The sequence below is a fragment of the Mycobacterium sp. NGS64 genome (assembly GCF_059812245.1).
The window spans coordinates 116,186-136,731 of sequence record NZ_JCALCI010000003.1; the positions used below are offsets into that span (position 1 = coordinate 116,186).

Consider the following 20,546-nt stretch of genomic DNA (forward strand, 5'->3'; position numbering starts at 1 on the left):
ATCTTGCTTATAACTGCATCAGCGCGTTAACGTGATCGGGTGACAGCCACCGGAACCACCGCCCAGGCGGTCGACCAATTCATGAACGACCCGATCGGGTTCTTCGGCCAGTCCTACACCCGAATGCACAGCATTGGGCGCCCCGAGCTTGAAGAGCTGCAACGCCAGGCGATGGGGGTCCGCTTCCGGGAGCACTACGACTCCATCGAGATGGTGCGCAAACTGGCCGACCGACTCGGCATCACGGCGCTAAATGAATTCAATGATGTTGTGCCGCTGTTCTTTTCGCATACGGTCTTCAAGTCCTACCCGGCCGCGCTGATCGACAAGAAGCGGTTCGACCTGATGACCAAGTGGCTGGACAAGCTGACCAGCTACGACCTGTCTGGCGTGGACACCGCGGGCTGCACCGGCATCGACGACTGGATCGACCGACTCGACGTGCAGACCCCGCTGGAGGTCATCACCTCCAGCGGCACCACCGGCACCATCTCGATCCTGCCCAAGGACAAGCGCGGCGCCCGGGAGGGCATGGCGCTGTGGAAGATCTGCCTGTTCCAAACCTTCGGCCGAGAACCCACCGAAACAGAACTGAACCCGGTGGTGGACGTGGTGTGGCCTAACTTCGCCAACGGCAAGCTCGGTCATCTGCGCATCGCCAACATGATCAAGCGCGGCTTCACCGGCGGCGACGAAAGCAGATTCCACGCCCTGTATCCCTTCGCGGTGGACACCGACCTGATGTTCCTCGCGTCCAAGATGCGGGCGGCCGCGTCCCGCGGCGAGCTCGACCGGCTCGAGATCGACCCCGCACTTGCCGCCCGCAAGGACGAGTTCATCGCCATGCAGGCGCGCCAGGCGCAGGACATGGAGGCGTTCTTCGCCCGCATCACCGAACAGCTGCACGGCAAGCGGGTGTTCATGACCAGTACCTTCCACGTGATGTACGACATCGCCAGGGCCGGTCTGGAGCGTGGGGTACGCGATGTTTTCGCGCCCGACTCGGCGATTCTCACGGGCGGGGGCATGAAAGGCGTTGCGCTGCCTGACGATTTCATGGAAGTCATCAAGGACTTCCTCGGGGTCGACCGGATCCAGATGGGTTACGGCTTCTCCGAGTCGAGCACGTTTCACTGGGGTTGCCGCGAGGGCCGCTACCACGTCGCACCCTGGGTCGTCCCGTTCGTCCTCGATCCAGACACCAGCGAACCGCTCCCCCGCACCGGGGTGCAGACCGGCCGCGCGGCCGTTTACGACCTCCTGCTGCGCGCGCACTGGGGCGGCGTCATCTCCGGCGACGAGGTGACGATCGACTGGGACCTGCGGTGCCCCTGCGGGCAGGCCAGCCTCGCGTTCGAGAAGGACATCATGCGTTACAGCGAGAAGAATGAGATCGAAGACGACCGGATCACCTGCGCCGCAACACAAGAGGTGCACGACGAGGCGGTGAACTTCATGAAGGGCGTGGACCTGTGATCGCCTACACCGTCCCGCTGTTCTTGCGCGGACGGGTCATCACCGACGACCTCGTCGGGTTCGACACCCGCCGCGGTGCCGCGCAGTTTCAGGCACCGGACATGCGCAAGTACGTCGAGCAGCTCCCGCTCAGCAGCCCCGCGGAAATGACCGACCTCTACGGGGTCGGCTTTGACGAGATCCTCGACGTGCTCCAGGCGCTGGGCGACGCCCTTGACTTCGAGTCCAATGCCCACCTGCAGGAGGCGTACGAAGCGTCGCTGGTGGCCAACGTGTTGCCGGCCGACATGCTGCAGAACAGCTATCGCGTTCTGCGGCCACTCTTTTCCCGCGATAACGTCACCGAAATCGCCGACAGCCAGGTCGGGCTGGACTACCTCAACGGATGGGTCCCGCACAAACTCCGCGATGGCCGCGAACTGCGCGTGCGGGCCTTCGGTTCCCGCGTTCTGCACATCCCGGCGGGCAACGGCGGGCTGGTCTCGGCCGTGACGATCCTGCGTTCGGTGATCACCCGGTCCGACGTGATCGTCAAGGCGCCGTCCAACGATCCGCTGACCGCGATCGCGATCGCGCGCACCCTGGCCGACGTCGCGCCGAATCACCCGATCACCCGGCACCTGGCGGTGGGGTATTGGAAGGGCGGCGACGTGGCCGTCGAAGAGGCGCTCTACCAACCGCATCACATCGAAAAGATCGTGGCGTGGGGAGGGTTGGCGTCGGTCAAGCACGTAACCCGTTACATTCAGCCCGGTTTGGAGCTCATCGCTCTCGACCCGAAGCGCAGCGCCACCATCATCGGACGCGAGGCGTTCGCCGACGAACACACCATGCGCGAGGTGGCCCGCCGCGCCGCGACAGACATCGGCGTCGCCAACCAGGAAGGCTGCGCCAACGCCCGGGTCATCTACGTGCTCAGCGGGACGGATGCCGAGGGGCTGGCCAACGCCAACCGGTTCGGCGAATTGGTCTACCGGGAGCTGGTGGCGTTGCCCGCGGTTGTCAGCACCCCGCCGCGGTATCCGAGCCGCGAGCTGCTGGATCACTTGGAGTCCTCGCGCATGGCCGACGATTTCTACCGCGTCATCGGCGGCGAGCGGCGCGAGGGCGCCATCGTCGTCTCGCAGTTCGATCAGCCCGTGGACTACTCGCCGATGCTGTCCGGACGGGTGGCTAACATCGTCCCGGTGGACAACATCGACCAGGTCACGGCGGCGGTGAACTCCTATACGCAGACGATCGGCATTTACCCGGAGTCCCTCAAGCGTCGGCTGCGAAACACGTTGCCGCTGTTCGGCGCCCAGCGGCTGACCAGCCTGGGCTACGCCTGCAGCGTTGCGGTCGCCGCGCCGCAGGACGCCCTCGAGCCGATCCGGCGAATGTGCAAATGGATCGTCGACGAGGAATGCGACCCGGACGTGGTCATTCCGCTGTGGCGGTTGGCGCCCGCATGACGGAACGCCCGACGGCCCTGCAGGTCGTCGACGGAATCGACCTGTCGGGCAAGACGTGCGTCGTCACCGGCGCGTCCTCGGGGTTGGGCCGCGAGTCGGCGCGCGCGCTGGCCGCCGCCGGCGCGCACGTCGTCCTGGCCGCCCGCAACCGCGATGCCTTGGCGCAGACTTCCCAGTGGATAGCGGACCAGGTGCCCGACGCCCGGACCCCGGCGGTGGAGCTCGACCTCACGTCGCTGGCCAGTGTCCGCGCGGCGGCGAGCGCCATCCGCGATATCGCGCCGGCCATAGACGTCTTGATGAACAACGCCGGGGTCATGTTCACGCCGTTCGGCCGCACGCGCGACGGATTCGAAACGCAGATCGGCACAAACCATTTCGGGCATTTCGAACTCACCCGGCTGCTGGTGCCGCAACTGGCCGCCGCAGAGGGCGCGCGAATCGTCATCCTGTCCTCCGGCGGCCACGTCATGGGCGACGTCGACTTCGACGACCCCAACTGGGAGAGCAGGCAGTACGACAAGTTCGTCGCCTACGGCGCGTCGAAGACGGCGAACATTCTTCATGCGATCGAAGCGGACCGGCGGCTGCGGGGCTCGGGCGTCCGCACCTACGCCGTCCACCCCGGCACCGTGGCCACCTCCCTGGCGCGGTACATGTCCCGCGCAGACTTCTCCGAGTTGCGAACGATGGTCGCCGCGCGCGCCGCCGCCCGCGGCGAACCGAGCGACGGCTCGCTTCAGCTCGCCACGCCCGAACAGGGCGCGGCCACCCAGGTGTGGGCCGCGGTCAGCCCGGACCTGGCGGACAAGGGGGCGCTGTACCTGGAAGACTGCGGGGTCAGCGACGCGGTCGCGCCCCACGCGCGCGACGAACAGCGGGCGGCGGACTGGTGGATCCTCTCCGAGAAGTTGTGTGACAGAACGTGAACAGACACCAGCGGCGAAAGCTCGAGGTGCGGGACAAAATCCTCTCGGCCGCCTTCGAGCTGTTCCTGCGGAAGGGCGTTGCGGCCACGACCATCGAGGAAATCTGCGAGAGCGCCGACGTCGCCAATCGAACGTTCTTCAACCACTTCGCGACCCGTCAGGACATGGTCCGGGCGCTGGCGGAGCGGCGGCTGCTCAACCTGCACGACGTTGTGTTCGACCGCGGCGATCAACCCATCCCGGCGCGCCTGGCCGGCGTGTTCGACGACATCGCCACCACGCTGGTCGGATCGGGCGACACCTACCGCGAGCTGATCGGGGAGATGATGGCGACCAGCGGCTACGGCATCCAGCGTGGTTTCAACCTGCACGACACCTTCGTCGAGCTGATCAAGGAGGGCGTCGCGCGCGGGGAGGTCAATCCGCGACACGACGCAGAAACGTTGGCCGACATACTCGTTGGCGCGCTGTGCGGGGGCATCCTCAACTGGACGGTTGACCGGACTTATTCGTTGGAGACCAACCTACACAACCTCGGTGTCGCGCTGGCCGAATTGCTGAGCGTCTGACGCGCTCACGGCTCCGGCAGCGACGCCCAGTCGGCCGACAGCCGCGAGCTGAACCGCGGCGGCCGCCGATCCAGGAACGCGGTGACCCCCTCGCGGGCGTCGGCGGTGCCCATCACGCGGTGGTGCAGCTGGGTTTCCAGCGACGCAACCTGCCGCGGGCTGTAGTTGTGGATGGCGCTGTCCCACAGCAGCCGCTTGCACAACGCCGCGGACATCGGCGCCACGTGGGCCGCGATGTCGCGGGCCATCTCCACCGCGGACTCGAGCACCCGCTCCGACGGCAGCGCCCGGTTCGCGACGCCCAGCGTCACCGCCTCGGCGCCCGTGAAGGTGCGCCCGGTGAGCAGCACCTCGGCGGCCACCCCCAGGGTGGCCAGATGCGCCAGCGTCCAGTGCGACATGCAGTCGGGTATCACGCCCCGGCGCACCTGCACCACACCGTATTTGGCGTCCTCGGCAACCACGCGGATGTCGGCCTGCAGCGCGATCGTCAGGCCGATCCCGATCGCGTGACCGTTGAGCGCGGCGATCACCGGCTTGCGCAACTCGAACGCGGCCGGGTCGATCGGCGACGCCGAGAACGCGTCGCGGTCCGACGGGGCGTCGAACGGCGAGATGTTGCCCGAGAAATCCGCACCAACGCAAAACGCCCTGCCCGCACCGGTCACCACGATGGCGCGGACGTCGTCATCGGCGTCGCAGTCGCGGTAGGCCCGGCTCAGCAGCGCGCCCATCTCGGCGGTGTAGGCGTTGAGATGTTCGGGGCGGTTCAGCGTCAGCACCGCCACGCCCTGGTCGATGTCGATCGTCATGTCGGCGCTCATCGCCTTGCCCCCTACTCGGACAGCTGGAACTCCACCATGTCGGCAAGCGCGTCCACGGCCTCGCTGAGCGCGGTGAAGCGATCGGCGGCCGACGGCGCCGACAGCACGGCATAGCGGTCGGCGGCGCCGACCGGGATGCGAGATGCCAACGCGAACAGGCGTTGTCCGGCGTCGGCGACGTCGCCCTCCCGGTAGCCCAGCAGCACCTCACGGCCCGGCAGCCGGGCGTCGCGGGCCTCCGCGATCCGTTCGAACAGGGCGATCACCCGATCCTCGAGCTCGCGCAGCTGTGCGCCGGACACCGGGTCGCCCGGTTCGTCGGGCCAGCGCGTCACGGTCGCGCGCGGATATGGGTCGTCGGGCAGCCACTGGCGCACCCGGATCCGCTCACCGGTCCGGCAGCGCAGCGCGTAGCGGCCGGCGCCGAGGTCGGCGTGTTCGTCGATGCGCGACAGGACCCCGACGTCACAGCGCGCGTCGCCGCCGCCCACCTCGCGGCCCTGCGCGATCAGCACGACGCCGAACGGCTCGTCGTCGGCGAGGCAGTGCCGCACCAACGCGCCGTAACGGGGTTCGAAGATGCGCAACGGCAACTCCTGGTCGGGCAGCATCGCCGACTCCAGCGGAAACATCGCCAGCTCAAGGGTTTCGGGATCCGCCATGATGTCAAATGTCCAGCTCGGCCACCAGCGCGTCGACGACCGCGCGCAGGTCGCCGTCGTGCTCCTCGGCCACCCGCCGCTGCCGCTGGTATGACGCCCCGCCTTGGCAAATGTCGGAGACCGCGGCCAGCTCGTCGGCGCAATGCAGCGACTTCGCAATCGGTTCCAGCCGGGTCAGCACGTCGTCGAGGTCCTCGGTGACCAGCCGCTCGTTGCTCTCGGCGTCCAGGATGATCACCGCGTCCAGGCCGTATCGCGCCGCGCGCCACTTGTTCTCCTGGACGTGCCACGGCGGCATGATCGGCAACGAGTCGCCGGCGTCCAGCCGGCGGTCCAGGTCCACCACCAGGCAGTGCGTCAACGCGACGAGCGCAGCGAGCTCACGCAGGTTGGGCACGCCGTCGCACACCCGCACCTCGAGCGTGCCCAGGTGCGGCGAAGGCCTGATGTCCCAACGAATTTCGTCCATGTGGTCGATGATGCCGGTCTTCTTCTGGTCATAGACGAAGCCTTCGAACTCGGCCCAGGTCTGAAAGTGGAACGGCAAACCGGCCGTCGGCAGCTGCTGGAACATCATCGCGCGATTGCTCGCGTACCCGGTGTCCTCCCCGGCCCACCACGGCGACGACGCCGACAGCGCCAGCAGGTGCGGGTAGTAGTTGAGCAGCGACGTCATGATCGGCATCACCTTGTTGGCCGACGAGATCCCCACGTGCACATGCACTCCCCAGATCAGCATCTGCCGACCCCACCACTGGGTGCGCTTGATCAGCTCGGCGTAGCGCGGCGCGTCGGTGAGCTTCTGCGCGGACCACTTGGCGAACGGGTGGGTGCCCGCGCAGAACAGCTCCATGCCGCGGTCGCGGACGATCTTGCGGGCCGGGCCCAAGGTGTCGCGCAGGTCCTGCATCGCCTCGGCGGCACATTCACAGATGCCGCTGACCACCTCGACGGTGTTGCGCAGCAATTCCTTGTGCACGCGCGGGTTTTGGCCGATCTCGGCGATCACGGCCGGGGCTTCGTTGCTCAGGTCACGGGTCTGCGCGTCGATGAGCGCGAACTCCCATTCCACGCCGATGGTCGGCCGCGGTGAGCGGGCGAAATCGATGTGGGCGCGGGACCTGCTAGCCGGCACCGATGACACCGCACGCCACCCGCTTGCCGGCGTCACCGGTCGTCATCGTCATCTGGTCGGGGCCCGGCGTTCCGTTGGTCTGGTTGTAGCGATCGGGTGGGATGTTGGCGAAATTGTCGGCGCCGGCGTGGATGACGATCGCGGTCTTCTCGCCGGTCAGCAGGTCCTCCATGGCGAAGGCGTCGGTGGTCGTCACCAACATCCCGACCCCGTCCTTGCGGACCTGCAGCGAGGTCAGGTCGCCGCTCTCCGGTGACCCGGAATGCCCGGGCGCCTGGAAATGCCCGCCGGCGGACAAGAAGTCGCCGGGCGCACCGCCGGTCGGGGCCGTCGAATTGGCCTCGCACTTGCCGACCTTGTGGATGTGTACGCCGTGGAACCCCGGCGCCAGGTGGCCGGCACCGCTCGTCGCGATCGTGATGGTGGCGTAGCCGTTGCTGAAATCAAACTTCGCGGTCGCCACCTCGACCCCGTCGGGTCCCTTCAGCCGGGTGGTGATGCTGCGCCCCGCGGGCTGCTGTTGCTGATCGCCCTCGGCGCCCGCGCTGGCCGTCGGCGCGCTCGACCCGGTCCACACCGCCGGCGTGGTGCCGGGGACCGACGAGGCGTGCTGGGGCGATGCGCACGCGCCCACAAAGGCGACGCAACCCACCGCGAATAGGGCGGGTATGGCGGCGGCGTTGCGGTGCTTAGGCATAGCGAGAGCCTATCCCGAGCACCCCCGAATTTCCGAGCAGCGACCCTCAGCCCGTCACCAGGACGATGACGCCGGGCGGCTGGTCCTTCAGCGCCGGAATCCGCGGCTGGACGGGCGCTCCCAGCTTCTGGCCCACCGCGTCCGCGGTGGCGTGCTCGCCCTCGGCATCGGTGTAGTACACCGTCGTCACCGTGACGTCGGGGATCGTCAGGTTTCCGACGTCGGTCACCTTGAACCCGGCGGACGTGAGCTGATCCTTGGTCTTTGCGGCGACACCCTCTTTGGACGAGATGTTGTAGACGTGCACCTCGGCCTGGTTCGCGGGGGCGCTGCTGGTGGCGGCCGACGAGGTGGTGGTGCTGGTGACGCTGGATGCCGCCGAGGCCGACTCGTCATCGGACTTCCCGGAGGAACTGAGCGCCTGCCACCCGAGCAGCAAAAAGATGACGCCCAGGAACAACAGCACCATCACCATGGCCCGAAGGGGAAGGCCCGTGGAGTCGGGCACGCGCTCTTTCATCGTGCCCCACTGTAGCGAGTTAGGTCACCTCGAAGCCGAGGCGGCGCGCGGCCCGCGCCTTCTGCCGGCTCGCGCGCAGCCGCCGCAGGCGCTTCACCAGCATCGGGTCGGCGGCGAGCGCCTCGGGCCGATCGACCAGCGCGTTGAGCACCTGGTAGTAACGCGTCGCCGACATCGAGAACAGCTCCTTGATGGCGTCCTCTTTCACCCCGGCGTACTTCCACCACTGGCGCTCGAACGCCAGGATGTCGTGCTCGCGACGGGTGAGGCCATCGGCGATTTCAGCGTCGTCCCCCGATCGATTTGCCCGCGCCATGGCGCTGTCCATATCCGCTTCCCCTGGACCCTTCCGGCGATTCTCAACGTGCTCGAATGACTTGACTTACGTAGGCGTTTCAAGGGCATGTTTCGCGCGAATATTGAACCACGCCGCGAACCCTCAAGCCGTAATCCAGACCCGCGAGTCGGCCGATTCGCTGTGATTGCCCGGCTCCACTCAACGCCGCAGTGGCCCTTGAATAAGCTGACCGATCATGGCAGTCGTACCCATACGCATCGTCGGAGACCCGGTCCTGCACGCCCCGACGACGCCGGTGGCCGTCGCCGCCGACGGTTCGCTGCCGCCCGAGCTGCCCGAGCTGATCGCCACGATGTACGACACCATGGACGCCGCGCACGGCGTCGGGCTCGCCGCCAACCAGATCGGATACGGTCTGCGGCTCTTCGTCTACGACTGCTCCGAGGACCGCGGGCTGACCGACCGCCGGCGCGGCGTCGTCATCAACCCGGTCCTGGAGACCTCCGAGATTCCCGAGACCATGCCCGACCCGGGCGACGACGACGAGGGCTGCCTGTCGGTTCCGGGCGAATCGTTCCCCACCGGCCGGGCGAAGTGGGCGCGGGTGACCGGGCTCGACGCCGACGGCAGCCCGATCGCCATCGAGGGCACCGGCCTGTTCGCGCGCATGCTGCAGCACGAAACCGGGCACCTGGACGGCTTCCTGTACCTGGATCGCCTCATCGGCCGGCACGCGCGTGCCGCGAAACGCGCCGTGAAGTCACACGGTTGGGGCGTCCCGGGACTGTCGTGGCTGCCGGGCGAGGGGCCGGACCCGTTCGGTCACTGATGGTCTCGTGGCCGGACCTGGGTACGCGGGTGACGGTTCGCTACCGGCTCCCCGCCGGGTCCGTTCCGCCGCTGACCGACGCGGTCGGACACCTGCTGGCGGTCGATCCGCTGGTGCGGGTGCGGACGAAAACGGGCGCGGTGGTGCAGTTCGCGCCCGCCGACGTCGTCGCACTCCGGGCGCTCACCGACGCGCCGGTGCGCACCTCCGACATCCGGGCGGTCGAGCACGTCGCCGCCGCGGCCTGGCCCGGCGCCGAACAGGCTTGGGTCGACGGCTGGCTGCTGCGCGCCGGTTCCGGCGCCTTCGCGGATTCGGCTGTACCACTTGATATCTCGGCTCAAATGACCGCCGTCCCGGCGATCGTCGACTGGTATCGACGACGCGGCCTGACACCGCGGCTGGCCCTCCCCGACCGCTTGCTCCCGATCCCGCCCGGCGTACCGAGCGAACGCACCGAACAGATCCTGGTGCGCGACCTCTCGGGCGTCACGCCGGGACAACGGCGCGACGGGGGCTGGCGCGCGGCGGTGACCGAAGCGCCCGACGGCGCCCGCTGGCTTTGCCTGGCGGCCGACGGCCCGGCGCCTCCCGGGTGCGAGACGCTGTTGGCCTGGGGCGCCGGCCAAGGGGCGACCCGCGGTTACTTGCAAGTCGGCGACGACGGCGCCGACAACCTCGCCCTGGCCGCGGCACTCGGCTTCCGGCTGCACCACCGCCGCCGCTACATCCGGGCGATCGATACCGTCTAGCCATGCCCGACGGCGCGATTCGCTTGGCCACCTGGAACGTGAATTCGATTCGCACGCGCCTCGACCGCGTCCTCGACTGGCTGACCCGCGCCGACGTCGACGTGCTCGCCATGCAGGAGACCAAGTGCGCCGACGGCCAGTTCCCCACCCTGCCGTTCTTCGAACTCGGCTACGAGGTCGCGCACGTCGGCTTCAACCAGTGGAACGGCGTGGCCATCGCGTCGCGCGTCGGCCTCGACGACGTCGCGATCGGCTTCGAGGGCCAGCCCACCTGGACGTCCAAGCCGGAGGTTGCCGCCACGGCGGAGGCCCGCGCGCTGGGCGCCACCTGCGCCGGGGTGCGGGTGTGGAGCCTGTACGTGCCCAACGGCCGCGCCGTCGGCGACCCGCACTACACCTACAAGTTGAATTGGCTTGCCGCGCTGCGGGATACGGCGGCGGGTTGGCTGCGCGACGATCCCGCGGCGCCAATCGCGCTGGTCGGCGACTGGAACATCGCCCCGACGGACGACGACGTGTGGAGCACCGAATACTACGCCGGCGCCACACACGTCTCCGAGCCCGAGCGCCGCGCGTTCGACGCCATCGTCGCCACCCAATTCACCGATGTGGTAAGGCCTTTCACCCCCGGGCCCGGCGTCTACACCTACTGGGACTACACCCAGCTGCGGTTCCCGAAAAACCGGGGCATGCGCATCGATTTCATCCTCGCGTCACCGGCGTTGGCCGGCCGTGTCACCGGCGCCCAGATCGCCCGCGACGAGCGGAAGGGCAAGGCCCCGAGCGATCACGCGCCGGTGCTGGTCGATGTGAGCCAGCTTTAAGCTCCATGTGAGCCCGGTTTAAGAAGTTGCTCGTTGTACGCGCGTTTGTAACGTGGCAGGCTTTCGCCTTATAGATGCAGAGAACTATTTCGTTGTTGCTGTTAACCTCGCGTTCAACGGGTATACGGGTTGCCACGCGGTTCCCAGTGAGAGCGATGAGCTACCAGGGAGTGATCATGGGTGTCGTCGGCGGGGCAGTACGCAACGTAGGCAAGACGGTGGGACGCGCCGCGGACGCGACCACGGCGGCGGCGGGAGCCGTGGGCGGGGCCGCCGTCAACGGAGTCGTTGGCGGTGTCACGGGAGCCGCCGAAGGCATCAAGCGCGGGCTCAACAGCGGCAGTCACTCGACGCCCGCGGCCGCGCTGGCGCTCGGCGCGATCGGCGTCGCCGGCTTGGTCGAGTGGCCGGTGCTGCTGGCCGTCGGGGGCGGAGCGCTCCTGTTGCACAGGCTGAATCGCAAGCCCCAGAACGGCGCCGCCCCGAAGGCGAACCTCAAGCCGGTGCCCTCCGAGCCGTCGAAGAAGGCGGCGCCGCAGAAGGCCGCCAGCAAGCCGGCGGCCAAGAAGGCGGCCGGGCGCCGCGCCGGTGCCGCCGAACTGCGCAGCACCAACTAGGAATCGGCCGGGGAGCCCTTGAGCATTGTCACGTCGCTACCACGATCGACGCCGCTGCGGGCTCTCACCGGACTGGCACAAGAGGCCCTTCACATCGCGGCGATTCCGCTGCGCGAAGGGGCCAGGGCGCTCACCGGCGACCTCCCCGCCGAAACGCTGAGCCGGCGCTGTTGGCACGGCCAGCAGCGCGCCTGGATCGAGGTGCGGGGCCTCGAAGACGCGAATGACGGCGGATTGGGCCGGGCGGTGCTCGACGGCCTGGGCAACCACCCCGGCGTCACCTCGGCCAGCCTGAACCATCCCCTGTCGCGCGTCGTCGTCACCCTCGGCGATCCGAGCATTTCGCTGCGTGACCTGTGCCGCGTAGTCGATGACGCCGAAAGACGTTGCCGCTCAACCAAAACGGCTCCCGCGACGGCATTGCCGGGCGACGGCGTGGTGGCGGCGACCCGGGCCGTGACCGTGGCCGCCAACGCGGCCGGGCTGGGCATCGCGCTGGCCGGGCGCGCGCTGCACTGGCCGCGACTGCCGATCGGGATCCAGGCGCCCGTCGTGGCTATCGACTACCAGCCCTGGCTGCGACGCCTGCTCGAGGACCGCATCGGCGGGCCCGCGACCGACACCGTGCTGACCCTGGCCATGACCGCCGCCGAAACCGTCACGCTCGCGCCGGCGTCGCTGTCGGTGGGCCTGCTGATGCAGTCGCTGAAGGCCGCCGAATGCCGCGCCGAGGCCCGCGCCTGGCGACGGCACGAACACGAGCTGGCCCGCCACGCCGACCAGCCGCCCAGCGACGCGCCGTCGCCGAGGCCGCCGCGGGCCCGGGTCGTGGAACGTAGCGCCGGGCGGTTCGCGCTGATCCAGGCGCTCGGCGCGGGCCTGGTCGGCGCCGCCACCCGCAACCCGAACATGGCCGCCACCGCGGTGCTGGTGACCGCCCCCAAGGCCAGCCGGACCACGCCGGAGGCGTTCGCCGCCGCCCTGGGACGCGGGTTGGCCGACCGGCACGCCGTCCTGTCGCTGCGGCCCGACGCGCTGCGCCGCCTGGACCGCGTCGACGCGATCGTCATCGACCCACGGGTGCTGTGCACCACCGGCATGCGGGTGGCGCGCATCCGCGGCGCCGACGAGCGTGAGCTGTCCGCCGCGTGGAACCGCGCCCAGCTGGTGCTGCAGAACAACGGCCAACGGCCGGGCTGGCACCGGGTGCCCGGGATGTCCGCCAGCGAGCCGCACGCCGCGGTCGAGGCGCTGTTCCGCCCCTCCCACGACCCGCTGGCGTCGGCCGTGGTCGCCGAGGCGCACCGCACGGGAGCGGAGCTGGTGTCGGTCGACGTCGATTCCCTGGGCGAGCTGCGGCCCGCGTTCGACGAGATCACCCCGCTCGCCAACGGCTCGATGGACGACGCGCTCGCGCGAGCCGTCGCGGACCTGCAACGACAGGGCCGAACCGTCGCCGTGCTGTCATCGTCTGGCGCACAAGCGCTTTCGTCGGCCGACGTGGCGCTGGGCGTGCTGCCGCAGCCCGGCGCCGGCCCGCCGCCCTGGTGCGCGGACCTGCTGCTGCCCGACCTCGCGGCCGCATGGCGGGTGCTGCACGCGCTTCCCGCGGCCAAGGCCGCCACCCAGCGCGGGGTCGGGATATCGGCCGGCGCGACGGCCATGGGATCGCTGCTGATGATCCCGGACGTGCGCGGCCTGGGCCCCGGACCGGTGACCACCGGCGCCGCGGCGGGCGCGCTGTCCGGCTACCTGCTGGCCCGCGGGATCATGACGGCGGACGCGCCGCGGCCGGCGGCCGTTCACGAATGGCACGCGATGTCCGTCGAGCAGGTGCGCAAGGCCCTGCCGCCGCCCGAGCCGGACGCGCAGGCCGAGCCGGAGGGGCGGGTCGAAGCGCCCCCGAACGCCGTGTGGCAACTCCTCAAGGCCGTGCGTGCCGAGCTGACCGACCCGCTGACCCCGGTGCTGGCGCTCGGGTCGGCGGCAAGCGCGGTGCTCGGTTCCCCCGTCGATGCCGTCCTGGTGTTCTCGGTCTTGACCGGCAACTCGATCCTGGCGGCCAGCCAGCGGCTGCGCGCCGAGAACCGCCTCGATCGCCTGCTGGCACAGCAGATCCCGCCGGCCCGCAGGGTCGACACCGGTCCGGACGGCGAGCGCAGCTACACCGACGTCATCGCGGCGCAGCTGCGGCCCGGCGACGTCATCGAGATCCGGACCCACGAGGTGGTGCCCGCCGACGCGCGGATCCTCGAGGAGGTCGACGTCGAGGTCGACGAGTCGACGCTGACCGGCGAGTCGCTGTCGGTGGAGAAGCAGGTCGACGCCACGCCGGGCGCCGACCTCGCCGAGCGCCGCTGCATGCTGTACGCCGGGACCACCGTCGTGGCGGGCACCGCGGTCGCCGTGGTGACCGCGGTCGGCGCCGACACCCAGGAACGCCGCGCCGCAGAGCTCGTCTCCGGCGACACCGCGTCCGACATCGGCCTGCAGCACCAGCTCAGCCAGCTGACCAACCGGGCCTTCCCCGTCAGCGTCACCGGTGGCGCGCTGGTCGGCGGGCTGGGGATGTTGCGCGGAACGGGCCTGCGCCAGGCGGTGGCCAGCGGCATCGCCATCGCCGTCGCCGCGGTCCCCGAAGGGATGCCCCTGGTGGCGACGCTGGCGCAGTCGGCGTCCGCGCGACGGCTGACCAAGTTCGGCGCGCTGGTCCGCGTTCCGCGCTCCGTGGAGGCGCTCGGCCGCATCGACGTGGTCTGCTTCGACAAGACGGGCACGCTGAGCGAGAACCGCCTGCGGGTGGCGGAGGTCCGTCCGGCGCCGGGGCACTCGGCCGAGGAGGTGCTGCGCCACGCGGCGCACGCCGCCCCCGCCGCCAACGGCAGCCCCCAGGCGCACGCCACCGACGCCGCCATCGTCGAGGCGGCGCAGCGTTCGCTCGACGGCTCGGCGCCGACCGGGGAAGCGGACGCGCACCTGCCCTTCCGCTCCGGGCGGTCGTTCTCCGCCTCGGTCACCGGCACGGAGCTGACCGTCAAGGGCGCGCCCGAAGTGGTGCTGGCCGCCTGCGAGAACACCGGCCCGAAGATCCAGAAAGCGGTCGGCGAACTGGCCGCCGGCGGCCTGCGGGTGATCGCGGTGGCGCAGCGCCGGCTGACGGCGCAACAGGCCGAGACGATCCGGGACGACCCGGACGACATCGCGGACTTCTGCCGCGACGGCCTGACCCTGACCGGGTTCCTCGGCCTGTCCGACACGCCGCGCCCCGAGGCGGTCGACCTGCTGGCGAACCTGCGCCAGCGGGGCGTGGGCATCAAGCTGATCACCGGCGACCACCCCATCACCGCGCTGGCCATCGCCCGGGAGCTGGGCCTATCGGTCACCGACGAGCAGGTGATCAGCGGTTCGGAGTGGGACGCGTTGTCGCGCAAGGACCAAGAGCGCGTCGTGACCGAGCGGGTGATCTTCGCGCGGATGACGCCGGAGAACAAGGTGCAGGTGGTCCAGACGCTGGAGGGCGCCGGGGTGCTGTGCGCGATGGTCGGCGACGGGTCCAACGACGCCGCCGCCATCCGGGCCGCCACCGTCGGCATCGGCGTGGTCGCGGGCGGCAGCGACCCGGCCCACATGGCGGCCGACGTGGTGCTGGTGGACGCCCGCATCGAGGCGCTGGTGCAGGCCATCGAGGAGGGGCGCCAGCTGTGGCAGCGGGTGCAGGCGGCGGTGTCGGTGCTGCTCGGCGGCAACGCCGGCGAGGTGCTGTTCGCCGTCATCGGCAGCGCGATCACCGGCACGTCGCCGCTGAACACCCGGCAGCTGCTGCTGGTGAACATGATGACCGACGCGCTGCCGGCCGCCGCCCTGGCGGTCAGCGAGCCCAGCACCCCGATGGACCCGGGCATTCGGGGCCCCGACCAGCCCGCGCTGTGGCGCGCGGTGGCCATCCGCGGCGTCACCACGGCCGCCGCGACGACGGTGGCGTGGGCGATGGCGAGCGCCACGGGACGCCCGCAGCGGGCCTCCACCGTGGCGCTGGTGGCGCTGGTGGGCGCCGAGCTGGGCCAGACGCTGCTGGACTCTCACGCCCCGCTGGTGGTGCTCACGGCGGTGGGTTCGCTCGGCGCGATGGGGACGCTGATCAGCATCCCGGTGGTCAGCCAGTTGCTCGGCTGCACACCGCTTGGTCCGGTCGGCTGGGGACAAGCTCTGGGCGCCGCCGCCGGGGCGACCGTCGCGATAGCGGTTCTGAACCGGTTTTCGGACGGTTGGGGCAGCCCGCACACGCTGCCACCAGGACCTGACGCGACGACTGGTGCGCCGTCCGATCGGAATGGCGAATCTCGACCAACCCGGCCCGCCAAAGCAGCGCATAGAGTTGCACCAGAGGCACCTTCAGCACCAAAGCGATCGACGAAACCAGCGGATCGGACACGGAGTCGGTCGTCGACATAAGTCCGACGGTGGTCGGAGTACTCGGCGGGGCGGCAAACCCTTCGTTACCGAAAGGCGAATCATGGCCGAAAAGAAATCGCGCAAGGGGACCTCGCAGAGCGAAGCCGTGCAGAAGATCCGCGAGGCCGAAACGTTCGTGGTGAACGTGCCGGTGGTGGGTCAGGTGGAGATCCCGCGGCCCGAGCAGCTGGCCTACTACGGCGGCCTCGCGGCCCTGGCGGCGTTCGAACTCATCGACTGGCCCGTCGCCCTGGTCATCGCCGCCGGCCACGTGCTCGCGAGCAACCACCACAACCGGCTCCTCGAGGAGCTCGGCGAGGCGATGGAAGAGGTCTAGCCGCTCACCGCGTTATCGAACTCCAGCGTGACCCGGGTGCCGCCCGGGGTGCGCACGGTGGCGACGCGGTCGGCCAGCCCACCGATCAGGGTGAGCCCGCGCCCGCGCCGGCGGCTGCGCAGGCTGGCGGACGAATCGCCAGCCCAGCTCCCGGTGTCGCTGACGGTGACCGCGACGGTCTCCCCGTGCAGGAAGGCCTCGACGGAGACGGTCCGGCGCCGCTCGCAGCGGCTGCCGTGTTCGATGGCGTTGGTCACCGCCTCGCCCGTCGCCAGCAGGATGTCCTCCTCGCGGTGCGGCGCCGCCGCGATGCTGTCCAGCCAGCCCCGCAGCTGGCGGCGGGCGACGGGGATCTGCGCCGGCACCGCCGGCAGCACGGTGGCGAAGCTGCGCGCGGCCGCGTGGCTCGGGCGCAGGGCGAGCACCACGACGTCGTCGCGGTAGCCCCCCGGCGGGGTCATGCACGCCAGCAGCTCGGCACACACCGATTCGACCGGCAAGCCGGCGCAATCCGCGGCCGCGGCCTTCAGGCGGGCGAACCCCTGGTCGAGCGTCTCCCCGGCCCGCTCGATCAGTCCGTCGGTATAGAGCAGGAGCAGGCTTCCCGGTGCCAGCTCGGCCGTCGCGGTGACGTTGTCCGGGCCTTCATCCGGGCCGCTCTCCCGGACCGCCACCGGGGGCCGCCTACCAGACTCGAGGTAGACCGGATCACCGTCGGCGGGAATGACCAGTGGGTAGGGATGCCCGGCGCAGCTGTAGCTGACCGTGGCGCCGCCGGAGTGCGTGGCCCCGATGTCGATGAGGGCATAAGCCACCGTCGCGCAGCGGGCGCCCATGACGCTGGCGGCGTACCGGTCCAACGCGCCCAGCACCGCGGCCGGCTCGGCCGCGCTGAGTGCCGAGGCGGCCACCGCGGCGCGCAGCCTGCTCATCACGATCGCGGCGGCCAGGCCGTGCCCGACGACGTCGCCGACCGAAATGCCGATCTGGCCGGCGCGCCCCAGCGGGGTGACCGAGTACCAGTCGCCGCCGACGCGCATCGCCTCCCCGGCGGGCTGGTACACGGCCGCCACGACGGCCGCGGTCGAGCCGCGATCCAAGTCGAGCAGGTGCTCCTGGAAGTCGACGGCGATCCGGTGCTCGCGCGCCATGACGCGCACCCGGTCCACCGCCGACTGAGTGAGGGCCGCCATCCGGCGGAACCTGTCGAGTTCGGCGGCGCCGAACCGGCGCGGCGTGGGCCACAGCAGCGCCAGCACGCCGACGACGCGACCACCGTTGTCCCGCAACGGATGAGCGACACAGGCGCGTACGCTCGCCGCGGTGTCGCGCACCGCGTGCTCGTAGCGCGGGGGCAGGTCGAAGGTGTCGCCGACGACCATCGGCTCGCCGCTGTTCACGACGTCGACCCCGACCAGCGGGGCGTCGAGCGCGGCGACGTGGTAGCGGTCGCGCACCTCCGCGGGCACGTCGCCGGCGTACTCGAACCGGAGGTGGCGCTCGCCGTCGAACAACCCCATCGTCACGGCGGCGGCATCCCCCGGGCCCGAGCAGGTGTCGATCAGCGCGCGCAGTATTCCGGCCACCGAGCCGGTGGCCTGCAGGGCGGAATCGAGCTGCACCAGGTCGAGCTGCGCCTCGCGGAGCTGGCGGTCGCGCTCGCGGCCGACCGCGGACAACCGGGACGCCACCCGGTCGACCAGCTCCTGCGACCGGAAGGGTTTCGGCAGGTAGTCGTCGGCCCCGCCGGCGAAGCCCTCGTCGACGGCCTCGGCGCCGGCCCGCGCCGACAGCATCAGCACCGGCGTCGCAGCCAGCGCAGGGTCCGCGCGAATCGCCGCGACCAGGTCGAAGCCGCTGAGGCCCGGCATCATGACGTCGGTCACGATCGCGTCCGGGCGCAGCTCCCTCGTCGCGGCCAGTGCCGACTCCCCGTCGGCCACCAAAACCGTTTGCCAATGGGGCGATAGCACGCGCTCCAGGTGGGCTCGCATGTCGGCGTTGTCGTCGGCCACCAACACCAATTGGCGCGGCCGGTCCTGGGCGGCGGCGGCCGGATCCGCGACGGCCGTCAGCCACTGCTGCGCCTCGGCCACGTACGGGTTGCTCACGTCCGGCGTGCCCGCGGGGATCTGCTCGACCGGTGCGTCGGCGACCGACCGCGGCAGCCGGATGGTGACCGTTGTTCCGCGATCCGGTTCGCTCTCGATCTCCACCGTGCCGCGTTGCAGCTCGACGAGCCCGCGCACCAGCGACAGCCCGATGCCGGCGCCCTCCACGCTGCGGCCGCGGGTGTTGTCGGCCCGGTAGAAGCGTTCGAACAGGCGGTCCAAATCCTCGGGGCGGATGCCAACCCCGGTGTCCCGCAATGTGATTCGGCAATCCGTCGACTCGGCCCGCACCTCGACCGTGATCGAGCCGCGCAGCGTGTACTTGACGGCGTTGGAGAGCAGGTTGAGCACGATGGTTTCCCACATGCCCGGGTCGACGTCGACGAGCACCGGGCCGCAGTCCAACACGAGCTCCAGGCCCGCGCGCTGGCACAGCTCGGTGAACGACGACGCGATGTGCTCGGTGAGCGCGCCGACGTCGGTGCAGACCAGGTTCGCGTTCGCCCGGCCCGCCTCGATGCGGGAGAAATCGAGCAATGAGTCCACCAGGCGCTGCAGGCGCCGCGCGTTGCGTTCCGCGGTGGTCAGGCGATCCGCCAGCACGCTTTCGGGCGGCGCCTCGGACAGCGCGTCCTGGAGCGGTCCGAGCAAAAGGGTTAGCGGCGTGCGGAATTCGTGGCTGACGTTGGTCAGAAACGCCGTCTTGGCGCGGTCCAGCTCGGCGAGCGCGTCGGCCCGCAGCCGCTGCTGTTCGTAGGACGCTATCCGCGCGAACGTCGACGACAGCTGGTCGGCCAGCAGCTGACAGAAGCCGCGGTACTGGTCGTCGAGCGGGCAGCGCGGGTTGACACCGACGACCAGCGCCCCGGCGGCGGAGCCCTCGCCCAGCGGCAACACCAGCGCCCGCTGCGGACAGTCCGCACCGAGGATCTCCTCGAGCCCCGACAGCGCCGCGCCGACGTCATCGGTGAACGTCCGAAGCGATCGCGGCAGGACCGGCAGCACCGACGCCGTCGCGCCGCGCAGCACGACGTCGCGGTCGGCGTCGGCGCCGTAGACGGCGATGAACGGCAGGTCCGCGGGCTGGGCCGCACACACCGTGACGGCCGCGCCGACGGCGTCATCGATGCTCTGCGTTCCGATGACGGCGGCGGCCAGGTCGTTGAGCAGGCGCAGGCGCCGCTCCCCCATTACCCGCTGGGTCGTTTCGTTCACCGCGCAGAAAATCCCGGAGACGTCGCCGCGGTCGCCGATCAGCGGGCCGTAGGTGAACGTGAAAAAACGATCCTGCGGCCGGCCCTCCACCACCATCGTCAAGAGCAGGTCGTCGGACCAGGTGGCCTCGCCCGTCGCGATGACACTCGCCAGCATGGGTGAGATCGATTCCCAGATGTCCCACCACACTTCCCGGCCGGGCCGGCCGAGCGCGGACGGGTGCTTGTCGGCCAGCGCCGATATGTAGGCGTCGTTGTAGACCAGGAACAACTCCTGCGCCCCCAGCCACAGCACGATCGGGAATCGCGACGTCAGCGCCGTCACCGCCGCCGCGCGGAACTCGGCCGGCCACCGCTGCGGCGGCCCCAAAGGGTGCGCTTCCCAGTCGAACTCGGCGAACCGGCGGCCCATCTCGCCGCCCAGGGCGACCGCGGCCGCGAGGTCGGCCGGCAGCGGGTTCATTGCCGGCGGTCGCGTTGCAGGGCGTCGGAAAGCGTCGGGTACACCTCGAGGATGCGATCGAGCTCGGTCACCTGGATCGGTCGAAGAACCTGGTCGTTGTCCGCGACCAGCCGCACCGACGTGCCGGTTTCCTTGCCACCCTCGTGGCAGTCGAGAACCGCGTTCAAGGCCGCGCTGCCGAAGAAGGTCACCGGTTGCAGGTCGACGATCACCAACCGGGCCGGGTGCTTCGCGGCCACCTGCAACGCGGCGACCAGGTGGGGCGTGAGCTGGTCGACGGTGCTGGAATCGACATCGCCTTTGACCCGAACGAGTACAGCGTCCTCCCGGGCCTCGTGGTCAACCGCCAACAATTCCATGCCTTTCACCGCCTCGAACACGCC

Annotated in this window: 18 protein-coding genes and 1 pseudogene; 10 read left to right on the plus strand and 9 right to left on the minus strand. The window is 70.2% G+C overall.

What is annotated here, in order from left to right:
• Positions 1-39 precede the first annotated feature (39 nt).
• Genes AC5Y4S_RS14450 through AC5Y4S_RS14465 form a run of 4 tightly spaced genes read left to right on the plus strand, consistent with a single transcriptional unit; the run spans position 40 to position 4,428 of the window.
• The gene (locus tag AC5Y4S_RS14450; protein WP_500033426.1) at positions 40-1,476 is read left to right on the plus strand and encodes a long-chain-fatty-acid--protein ligase; all 1,437 of its coding nucleotides are present in this window, start codon (positions 40-42) and stop codon (positions 1,474-1,476) included.
• Positions 1,473-2,930 carry an acyl-CoA reductase gene (locus tag AC5Y4S_RS14455; protein WP_500033427.1) on the plus strand — a complete coding sequence of 486 codons (1,458 nt, stop codon included), beginning with the start codon at positions 1,473-1,475 and terminating at the stop codon, positions 2,928-2,930. Before AC5Y4S_RS14450 ends, AC5Y4S_RS14455 begins: the two co-directional genes overlap by 4 nt.
• Positions 2,927-3,859, plus strand: coding sequence for an SDR family NAD(P)-dependent oxidoreductase (locus AC5Y4S_RS14460; RefSeq protein ID WP_500033428.1), 933 nt, complete (start codon positions 2,927-2,929; stop codon positions 3,857-3,859). The genes AC5Y4S_RS14455 and AC5Y4S_RS14460 overlap by 4 nt, the downstream gene beginning before the upstream one ends.
• Positions 3,856-4,428 carry a TetR/AcrR family transcriptional regulator gene (locus tag AC5Y4S_RS14465; protein ID WP_500033429.1) on the plus strand — a complete coding sequence of 191 codons (573 nt, stop codon included), beginning with the start codon at positions 3,856-3,858 and terminating at the stop codon, positions 4,426-4,428. Before AC5Y4S_RS14460 ends, AC5Y4S_RS14465 begins: the two co-directional genes overlap by 4 nt.
• A 5-nt stretch (positions 4,429-4,433) precedes the next feature.
• Here the strand turns inward: AC5Y4S_RS14465 and AC5Y4S_RS14470 are convergent, their stop codons facing one another.
• From AC5Y4S_RS14470 to napA, 6 genes are read right to left on the minus strand one after another with little or no spacing between them, the layout of a single operon-like run.
• Positions 4,434-5,252 carry an enoyl-CoA hydratase/isomerase family protein gene (locus AC5Y4S_RS14470; RefSeq protein WP_500033430.1) on the minus strand — a complete coding sequence of 273 codons (819 nt, stop codon included), beginning with the start codon at positions 5,250-5,252 and terminating at the stop codon, positions 4,434-4,436.
• A gap of 11 nt (positions 5,253-5,263) precedes the next feature.
• Positions 5,264-5,914, minus strand: coding sequence for an LON peptidase substrate-binding domain-containing protein (locus tag AC5Y4S_RS14475; protein ID WP_500033431.1), 651 nt, complete (start codon positions 5,912-5,914; stop codon positions 5,264-5,266).
• Between the two features lie 4 nt (positions 5,915-5,918).
• Positions 5,919-7,049 carry a glutamate--cysteine ligase gene (locus AC5Y4S_RS14480; RefSeq protein ID WP_500033432.1) on the minus strand — a complete coding sequence of 377 codons (1,131 nt, stop codon included), beginning with the start codon at positions 7,047-7,049 and terminating at the stop codon, positions 5,919-5,921.
• Positions 7,039-7,746 carry a superoxide dismutase[Cu-Zn] gene (gene sodC / locus AC5Y4S_RS14485; RefSeq protein ID WP_500033433.1) on the minus strand — a complete coding sequence of 236 codons (708 nt, stop codon included), beginning with the start codon at positions 7,744-7,746 and terminating at the stop codon, positions 7,039-7,041. Before sodC ends, AC5Y4S_RS14480 begins: the two co-directional genes overlap by 11 nt.
• 46 nt (positions 7,747-7,792) lie before the next feature.
• The gene (locus AC5Y4S_RS14490) at positions 7,793-8,266 is read right to left on the minus strand and encodes a LytR C-terminal domain-containing protein (RefSeq protein ID WP_500033434.1); all 474 of its coding nucleotides are present in this window, start codon (positions 8,264-8,266) and stop codon (positions 7,793-7,795) included.
• Between the two features lie 19 nt (positions 8,267-8,285).
• Positions 8,286-8,594, minus strand: coding sequence for a nucleoid-associated protein NapA (napA, locus tag AC5Y4S_RS14495; RefSeq protein ID WP_066931013.1), 309 nt, complete (start codon positions 8,592-8,594; stop codon positions 8,286-8,288).
• Between the two features lie 205 nt (positions 8,595-8,799).
• Between napA and AC5Y4S_RS14500 the strand changes: the two genes are divergently transcribed.
• From AC5Y4S_RS14500 to AC5Y4S_RS14520, 5 genes and pseudogenes are all read left to right on the plus strand, one after another.
• The gene (locus tag AC5Y4S_RS14500) at positions 8,800-9,393 is read left to right on the plus strand and encodes a peptide deformylase (RefSeq protein ID WP_068181375.1); all 594 of its coding nucleotides are present in this window, start codon (positions 8,800-8,802) and stop codon (positions 9,391-9,393) included.
• Positions 9,393-10,145 (plus strand): GNAT family N-acetyltransferase, cg3035/Rv0428c family, encoded by a 753-nt coding sequence (locus tag AC5Y4S_RS14505; RefSeq protein WP_500033435.1) that lies wholly within the window; start codon positions 9,393-9,395, stop codon positions 10,143-10,145. The genes AC5Y4S_RS14500 and AC5Y4S_RS14505 overlap by 1 nt, the downstream gene beginning before the upstream one ends.
• Before the next feature lie 17 nt (positions 10,146-10,162).
• On the plus strand, positions 10,163-10,969 hold the full coding sequence (locus AC5Y4S_RS14510; RefSeq protein ID WP_500034011.1) for an exodeoxyribonuclease III: 807 nt from the start codon (positions 10,163-10,165) through the stop codon (positions 10,967-10,969).
• A gap of 176 nt (positions 10,970-11,145) precedes the next feature.
• Positions 11,146-11,586, plus strand: coding sequence for a hypothetical protein (locus AC5Y4S_RS14515; protein WP_500034012.1), 441 nt, complete (start codon positions 11,146-11,148; stop codon positions 11,584-11,586).
• Between the two features lie 1,818 nt (positions 11,587-13,404).
• A pseudogene (locus AC5Y4S_RS14520) lies at positions 13,405-15,777 on the plus strand (cation-translocating P-type ATPase); the annotation flags it as partial.
• Here AC5Y4S_RS14520 and AC5Y4S_RS14525 read toward each other — a convergent pair.
• On the minus strand, positions 15,740-16,036 hold the full coding sequence (locus tag AC5Y4S_RS14525) for an Rv1535 domain-containing protein (RefSeq protein WP_500034013.1): 297 nt from the start codon (positions 16,034-16,036) through the stop codon (positions 15,740-15,742). The pseudogene AC5Y4S_RS14520 and the gene AC5Y4S_RS14525 overlap by 38 nt on opposite strands.
• 63 nt (positions 16,037-16,099) lie before the next feature.
• On the opposite strand from AC5Y4S_RS14525, the gene AC5Y4S_RS14530 reads away from it, so the two are divergent.
• The gene (locus AC5Y4S_RS14530; RefSeq protein ID WP_500033436.1) at positions 16,100-16,375 is read left to right on the plus strand and encodes a hypothetical protein; all 276 of its coding nucleotides are present in this window, start codon (positions 16,100-16,102) and stop codon (positions 16,373-16,375) included.
• Here the strand turns inward: AC5Y4S_RS14530 and AC5Y4S_RS14535 are convergent.
• Both AC5Y4S_RS14535 and AC5Y4S_RS14540 read right to left on the minus strand, forming a co-directional pair.
• Entirely contained in the window at positions 16,372-20,163 is a 3,792-nt protein-coding gene (locus AC5Y4S_RS14535; RefSeq protein WP_500033437.1) for a SpoIIE family protein phosphatase, read from the minus strand. The genes AC5Y4S_RS14530 and AC5Y4S_RS14535 overlap by 4 nt on opposite strands.
• Positions 20,160-20,522: an STAS domain-containing protein gene (locus tag AC5Y4S_RS14540; protein WP_500034014.1), complete on the minus strand. Its 363-nt coding sequence runs from the start codon at positions 20,520-20,522 to the stop codon at positions 20,160-20,162. The genes AC5Y4S_RS14535 and AC5Y4S_RS14540 overlap by 4 nt, the downstream gene beginning before the upstream one ends.
• Positions 20,523-20,546: the final 24 nt, after the last annotated feature.

Bases quoted from the DNA above. Each gene is read 5' to 3' on its own strand.
- AC5Y4S_RS14460 (WP_500033428.1), top strand. From the start codon at position 2,927: ATGACGGAACGCCCGACGGCCCTGCAGGTCGTCGACGGAATCGACCTG.
- AC5Y4S_RS14470 (WP_500033430.1), bottom strand. From the start codon at position 5,252: ATGAGCGCCGACATGACGATCGACATCGACCAGGGCGTGGCGGTGCTG.
- AC5Y4S_RS14475 (WP_500033431.1), bottom strand. From the start codon at position 5,914: ATGGCGGATCCCGAAACCCTTGAGCTGGCGATGTTTCCGCTGGAGTCG.
- sodC (WP_500033433.1), bottom strand. From the start codon at position 7,746: ATGCCTAAGCACCGCAACGCCGCCGCCATACCCGCCCTATTCGCGGTG.
- AC5Y4S_RS14490 (WP_500033434.1), bottom strand. From the start codon at position 8,266: ATGAAAGAGCGCGTGCCCGACTCCACGGGCCTTCCCCTTCGGGCCATG.
- napA (WP_066931013.1), bottom strand. From the start codon at position 8,594: ATGGACAGCGCCATGGCGCGGGCAAATCGATCGGGGGACGACGCTGAA.
- AC5Y4S_RS14500 (WP_068181375.1), top strand. From the start codon at position 8,800: ATGGCAGTCGTACCCATACGCATCGTCGGAGACCCGGTCCTGCACGCC.
- AC5Y4S_RS14505 (WP_500033435.1), top strand. From the start codon at position 9,393: ATGGTCTCGTGGCCGGACCTGGGTACGCGGGTGACGGTTCGCTACCGG.
- AC5Y4S_RS14515 (WP_500034012.1), top strand. From the start codon at position 11,146: ATGGGTGTCGTCGGCGGGGCAGTACGCAACGTAGGCAAGACGGTGGGA.
- AC5Y4S_RS14525 (WP_500034013.1), bottom strand. From the start codon at position 16,036: ATGTCGACGACCGACTCCGTGTCCGATCCGCTGGTTTCGTCGATCGCT.
- AC5Y4S_RS14530 (WP_500033436.1), top strand. From the start codon at position 16,100: ATGGCCGAAAAGAAATCGCGCAAGGGGACCTCGCAGAGCGAAGCCGTG.
- AC5Y4S_RS14535 (WP_500033437.1), bottom strand. From the start codon at position 20,163: ATGAACCCGCTGCCGGCCGACCTCGCGGCCGCGGTCGCCCTGGGCGGC.
- AC5Y4S_RS14540 (WP_500034014.1), bottom strand. From the start codon at position 20,522: ATGGAATTGTTGGCGGTTGACCACGAGGCCCGGGAGGACGCTGTACTC.